This window comes from Hydrocoleum sp. CS-953, assembly GCF_002260545.1.
Lineage (GTDB): Bacteria > Cyanobacteriota > Cyanobacteriia > Cyanobacteriales > Microcoleaceae > Trichodesmium.
On the sequence record NZ_LGSU01000630.1, the window covers coordinates 1 to 3,969 of the forward strand.

General features: G+C 32.5%; 3 protein-coding genes. 1 reads left to right on the forward strand and 2 read right to left on the reverse strand.

What is annotated here, in order from left to right; translation table 11 throughout:
* The first annotated feature begins 479 nt into the window (after window positions 1-479).
* Window positions 480-1,376, forward strand: a complete 897-nt coding sequence (locus AFK68_RS07035; RefSeq protein WP_094672142.1) for an AraC family transcriptional regulator — start codon at window positions 480-482, stop codon at window positions 1,374-1,376.
* A gap of 418 nt (window positions 1,377-1,794) precedes the next feature.
* On the opposite strand, the gene AFK68_RS07040 is transcribed toward AFK68_RS07035, so the two are convergent.
* Window positions 1,795-2,022: a hypothetical protein gene (locus AFK68_RS07040; RefSeq protein ID WP_094672143.1), complete on the reverse strand. Its 228-nt coding sequence runs from the start codon at window positions 2,020-2,022 to the stop codon at window positions 1,795-1,797.
* 567 nt (window positions 2,023-2,589) lie between these two features.
* Window positions 2,590-2,988 carry a bacteriohemerythrin gene (locus tag AFK68_RS07045; protein WP_094672144.1) on the reverse strand — a complete coding sequence of 133 codons (399 nt, stop codon included), beginning with the start codon at window positions 2,986-2,988 and terminating at the stop codon, window positions 2,590-2,592.
* Window positions 2,989-3,969 lie beyond the last annotated feature (981 nt).

The window sequence follows — 3,969 nt, forward strand, 5'->3', positions numbered from 1 at the left end:
AGGGGAGTAGGGGAGTAGGGGAGAAAGATTTTTGTTGGGTTTTTCCGTTGGAAATGCTCCGCAAACGTCCCATGCTGCGCAATGAATCGCGCAAACAACCCAACCTACATCTATTGCACCATTTAAGGTGTGTCAGTCTACTACAAATTTTGCTGTCACGAGTTGTTCTTAGGGGAGGGAAATACGGCAAGCTATGTTCTCTTACCCAACAAACTTTAATAAGTGTGTCAACTTTTTGAGAGTTTTGTCTAGTAAAGATTTTACAACAGAAGTTATTAATTGTAATTAGTTTTCCGGAGAGGTTTTGAGTTGGATGTAGTGACACTTATCACTACTCAAAACTGAAATAAGTCACTTTTTCACAATTGAATAGCTCACTCTAGAACAACCGAAAAATCACGGATATTCCAGATTTTTATCACCACTTAAACCTGAAATTTGGGAGATGATTAAACTATCTTGTTAATTGTTAATTACTTATGACTATTCCTCAAAAAATACCATACGATGTTGACTTCAGCAGTCAAGAAGAAATGGGTGTCTTTGGTATAAAAATTTTACAGGCTAGCAATTTATCAGAAGGAATATATCTACACCATTATCGCCACTTACCATTTGAAATGTTGCACAATGCTTTTCGCATACATAGTGTTAATATATATACTTATGTCTCTCCAGATACTGATTATGAAGAAAATCTAACAAGAAGAATTCAGAAACGACAAGTAAAACAACAAAATATAGTTGTTATGCCTGCTGAAATAGAATATTCTCTCAACTGGAATCAAACCATTTCTTATTTATCATTAAATTTTGAGCCTATCATTCTCAAGCAGAAATTAAATGACATAGTTAAAGGTGATTCTGTCGAGTTATTACCACATTTTTCCTTTTCCGATCCCCTAATATCTAGTATTTTTCAGGCTTTACAACAAGAATTATTCAACCCTGGTTTGTGCGGTCAATTATATATTGACTCTTTATTACAAACCTTCTATATTCATCTACTACGAAATTACTGCGTTCAAAAACCCATCCAAATTTCACCAAGCAGTTTCTCCAAAACCATATTAAATCAAGTTATCGACTATATCCAAGCTAATTTACACCAAAATTTGACTCTGACTGAATTAGCTGCGATCGCCAAAGTTAGCCCTAACTACTTTGCTACTCAGTTCAAAAAATCTATCGGCATCACACCCCATCAATATGTAATTGGACAACGTGTTGCTAAAGCCAAACAATTATTACTCGAAGGTAAATTAACACCAAAAGAAATTGCCTATGAGGTTGGATTTGTAGATCAAAGCCATTTGACCCGTCACTTCAAAAAGGCGATGGGCGTTACCCCCAAAAAATTTTTACTAAAACAGTAAGAATATCCAATTTACCGAGGTGTCACACCATTTAGCAATATTGTCAGAGTTTAACATAATTTAGACAACTATACCAGTATAACTATATAAATATATATGAACTTATGTTAATGTTTATTAATAAATCAACAATAGTTAATTAACCCTTTTTCCTCCTAAAAGTTGGCATGACAAATCTGCACCCCAGAATTTCTCTAGAGTAGGAGTCAAGTTTTTTGGCAATTTTATCCCTTATAGCAGGGAACAGGGAACAGGGAAGAGGGAACAGTTGGAAAAGTGTTTCCTAGTCTAAGATTCATCATCAGTCTATGTCCTAATCGCCCTGGCTGTTGTTTTATATACATAAGATAACCCAGTTTGTAATTTAAACTGGGTTATAATATAGATGTTTTCTAGAAATAATGACCAATAAAATTTGCTATTGTCTATATTTTGAATCATAACAACCATAAGAATTAGATAATACCTTGTGATTAATGTCTTGATTTTCTAAGTCGTCTGCTAATTTTTCTGCTTTATCTTTGGCTGTTTTGAGAACTTGACGAACTACCCACGGCGAAATTTCGGGATTGTGTTCTATCTCCCTAATTAGAGTATTTAAGTATTTAGCGATGATTTTTGCTTGTTGATGAGAGTCTTGGGACATAAGTTATATTGTTCCTATATTTGATTATTTATCTTTACTTTAATTTTACTCAAAAAATTTTACATATCCTGGAATAAATGTGCAACTTGATAAATCTGAACACTATAAAAATATTAAACTCAGGTGTAATGAATATATATATATTAACTTTTTTTCTACTAACAACCATAGTATTTAGATTTGAGAGATTAACAGAGAATTAAATGGTTGAGAAATGGGTGAAGGAGAAACAGAAACAAGTGGGAGGTAATTAGGGAGTTTTTGGCAGTATCAAAAATTATCATTTAGTTGGGAAACTCATTTGGAAAGGCTATATTATAGTTATAGCAATTCCCAAGAAGCGTGAGGTACAAAATTCGTTTGTTTTAGGGAACAGGGAACAGGGAACAGGGAACAGGGAACAGGGAATAGGGAATAGGGAATAGAAAAGAAATTAAAGAGCTTGTGTACCTCATAAGCTTGAGAAACGCTATATCTATTTACCAAACTCAAAAGTTGAAAAATATAGGAATGCCATGATTATAGTTAGAATTTCTTAAAATATTTTTCCAGCTAATATAATTAATCCTATTTTTTTACATAACATTCAAGTTTGATATCAATACTTTTGATATGATTAACAAACCAGTCTAACAACTTGCTTTTAACCTCAAGAGCAATTATTTTTTCTGACTGATTTTGATTTATACTCTTGGAAATTATTTCAAGATTATTTCTGAATTGAGCATGAGCGCCTTTATTTGTACAAGCTACTGGACATTTATACATATCCATACATGATTCTTCATATTTAAAATGGTTGTTTACATACATCTCTAGGAAACTGAATATCGACTTGAGTTCCTGTTTTCCCTTGTTTTTTTCTAATCCTTCCATGAGAGCATCCATTTGATCCAGTAACTGTTTATGTTGAAAATCAAGCAAAGGAATACCAATTTTTAAAGATTCATTCCAAGTGGATACCATAGCCACCTCTTGTTAATTTAGGATAGTAAATTGAATTTATTTGGCTAATTTATTGTATCAAAAACAAATCTGAGTCTTTAGCAGATACTAAATTTTGTTACTTATTGCAAAAGTCAATAATATCAAAATTTATAAATATTTACACCATACACCTAGTACCTAAATTGTTGACAAAAATTTCGGCGCAAATTACTAGGTTTGATTACTTAACTTTGTCTGATTAACTTTTTCTCAATAAATTGAACTAATCTTTACAGGTTTGATTTGATGTCCGATATAATATCGGTAATCAAAACTCAGTTTAGTTGACTTTAATACTAGGCATGAATTTAGATATAGCGTTTCTCAAGTTACTGAGGTACAGTTGTTTTTCTTATTTTCTATTCCCACCGAACCCGAATTACTACTCCCTATCTCCCTTACTCCCCTACTCCCCTACTCCCCTACTCGCTCAAACCAACGAATTTTGTACCTCACTCTTTTTGGGAATTGCTATACCACACCCCTACCGACTGCCAATTCCTCCACGGACTTGTATACAAAGGCCGAAAAATAATGGTTAATGTGCCGAACATGACATGAAATTAGTCATGTAACCATAACAAAATTATTCAAAAAAACAACAGATATTTTTCTAGTAATAGTTTTTACTTAAAATTCTACTAAATTTATCCTGATCCGGAAAAAAACCGTTTTAATTGTTGGGGCAGAAGCTATAATAGAATCACCACAGCAATTCTATTTGAAGTGCTTTCATTAAGTATGGGCAATGAGGGGAGTACGTCTAGGAGTTTTTCAGCTTTAATGTCAATAATTAACAATTAATTAATAATTCTAGATTGGTGTCCAATCCAAGACAGATAGCTATAAGATAGTATCTTTGTTCCTTTTTTGTTAACTACTACCAATTAAATTTTTACAAATAATTAGTTTAATCTTTTATAGACATTTCTGGAATGGCTGAGTAACAAAAATTAAATA

Bases quoted from the DNA above. Each gene is read 5' to 3' on its own strand.
- AFK68_RS07035 (WP_094672142.1), top strand. From the start codon at position 480: ATGACTATTCCTCAAAAAATACCATACGATGTTGACTTCAGCAGTCAA.
- AFK68_RS07040 (WP_094672143.1), bottom strand. From the start codon at position 2,022: ATGTCCCAAGACTCTCATCAACAAGCAAAAATCATCGCTAAATACTTA.
- AFK68_RS07045 (WP_094672144.1), bottom strand. From the start codon at position 2,988: ATGGTATCCACTTGGAATGAATCTTTAAAAATTGGTATTCCTTTGCTT.